Here is a 2,339-nt window from a genome sequence, read left to right on the forward strand (position 1 = left end):
TTATAGTTTGGTACCTTTAAAGATATAACATTTTTCCAATTGGCCTGCTGATTTCAAATTTTAAGGAGACTGTAACATTATTCTTGAATCAATTCAAAACAGTTTCTAAGAGTTTACAGCAGAATTGTTATCTTTGCCGAAAGACGAACTCCTAAATCAACGAACAATGGAAAAGGCAAACGTGAAAGGCATCCCTTACGGGGTGGCAAGTTTCGAACAGTTACGGAACGAGAATTCATATTATGTGGACAAGACCATGTATCTTCCCGCGCTGGAAGACATGAGCAATTACTTGTTTCTCATCCGTCCGCGCCGTTTCGGCAAGAGCGTATTCGTCAGCATGATGCGGGCGTATTACGATATTGCCCAAGCAGACCGATTCGATACATTGTTCGATGGGCTGTGGATAAAAGAACATCCCACACCATTGAAGAATGCCTTTCAAATCATCTATTTTGATTTTTCCATTATAGGAACAGGCTTCACCGAAGAGGATTTAGAGCAAAACTTCAATACCTATTGCGGGCAAGTATTGGATGTCTTTGCCGAAATCTATGCCGGATATTACGATGAAGGGTTCGAACAAGCGGTCAAGTCGACAAGCAACGCACGCGCTAAGTTAAACTATATCAACCTGCACGCCCACAAGAAAGGCTATCCGCTCTATTTAATCATTGACGAATACGACAACTTTACTAATGTCATCCTAAGTGACGGAGGCACGGAACTGTTCCGCCGGTTGACCCACGCCAGCGGTTTCTACCGTGAATATTTCAAGATATTCAAGGCAATGTTCAACCGTGTATTCCTTATCGGCGTATCACCCGTCACCTTAGACGATCTTTCCAGCGGATACAACATCGACTGGAACATCTCGCAAGCGCCGGAGTTCAACCACATGCTCGGCTTCTCGGAAACAGACGTGCGCACCATGTTCCGATATTATCAGGATAATGGCAAGCTCCGTGCCGATGCCGACATCGAAGCCATGATGGCGGAGATGAAGCCGTGGTATAACAACTATTGCTTCGCACAAGAATGCCTGGACGATGACCATCTGTACAATTGCGATATGGTATATTATTACCTGCGTCATCAAGTGTTATACAACCGTCCGCCCAAGGAAATGGTGGACAAGAACATCCGCACCGATTACAAGAAACTGAAAATGTTAGCGGATATTGATAGGGGGAACCAGCGAGAAAACCGCATGAGCGTCATCGAAGAAATAGCTGCCACCGGCTCGGTAGTCATGACATTGAAGACTTCATTCCCTGCCGAATACGTGACAGACGACAACAATTTCCGCAGCCTCCTCTATTATTACGGGTTGCTCACCATGGGAAGCAGCTACGGGAGCATGATGAAGATGGTTATACCGAACAATTGCGTGAAAGAACAATATTGGAGTTTCATGCGCGATTACTATAACCGCAGCTACAAGATAGACAGCATCCCGATGGAAATGGAGATGATGCGCATGGCACTGGAAGGCGAATGGCAGCCTTTCATCCGCCGCATCGCCGAAGCCTACCGCGAAAACTCCTCTGTGCGCGACAGCATCTTGGGCGAACACAACCTGCAGGGCTTCTTCAAGGCGTACCTTGCCCTGAACAGCCTTTACTTAGTAGAACCTGAAATAGAACTGAACTACGGATTCAGCGATTTCCTGATGCTTCCCGACAAGGCACGCTATCCGGAAACAACGCACAGCTACATCATGGAACTGAAATACGTGAAGCCTTCCGCTACTGATACAGAAGTAGAAGCCAAGAGCAAGGAAGCCGACGGGCAACTTGAGAAATACAGCAAAGACAAGGTGGTGACACGCCTTTGCGCCGGGACACAACTGCATCTGCTGAAAGTCGTATTCCGAGGAGCGGAAATGGTTATCATGGAAGAGATAAGCTGAAAAGCCGCCCATAGTATGCCATCCATTCACCACAGAGGTCACAGGGTATCACAGAGGGAATAATCCAAGTTCCGCAAGCTCAACGTATGCGGAACTTGGATTAATTGACAATATGCCGGATAATGCTTTCCCCATCCCCGTAAGGATAAGGCACGAAGCAAACCACCAATAGCAAAGCCAACAAGATAATAACAATAACCGCCATGTTCCACCCAATCAGCCGCGAAGGCACCGCACCCACAATGCGACGCACCTTTTCCGACCGAAGTTCAATCCGTTGATCCGAATCCTGATTCATTTTTAATTTTTAATTTTCAATTCTTAGAAACTGTTTTGAATTGATTTAAGAATAATGTTATAGGGCTACATACAATTCAGAATCAGCCGGTCAATTGGAAAAATGTTATATCTTTAAAGGTACCAAACA

2 protein-coding genes are annotated in these 2,339 nt (G+C 45.7%); one reads left to right on the top strand and one right to left on the bottom strand.

Features of this window, described 5'->3' with window-relative positions; all coding sequences use genetic code 11:
- The first annotated feature begins 166 nt into the window (after positions 1-166).
- Positions 167-1,912, top strand: a complete 1,746-nt coding sequence (locus B5F91_RS14680) for an ATP-binding protein (protein ID WP_087429759.1) — start codon at positions 167-169, stop codon at positions 1,910-1,912.
- Between the two features lie 100 nt (positions 1,913-2,012).
- Here the strand turns inward: B5F91_RS14680 and B5F91_RS14685 are convergent, their stop codons facing one another.
- Positions 2,013-2,210 (bottom strand): hypothetical protein, encoded by a 198-nt coding sequence (locus tag B5F91_RS14685; protein WP_087429760.1) that lies wholly within the window; start codon positions 2,208-2,210, stop codon positions 2,013-2,015.
- Positions 2,211-2,339: the final 129 nt, after the last annotated feature.

The sequence above is a fragment of the Bacteroides sp. An322 genome (genome assembly GCF_002161765.1).
Classification (GTDB): Bacteria; Bacteroidota; Bacteroidia; order Bacteroidales; family Bacteroidaceae; genus Phocaeicola; species Phocaeicola merdavium.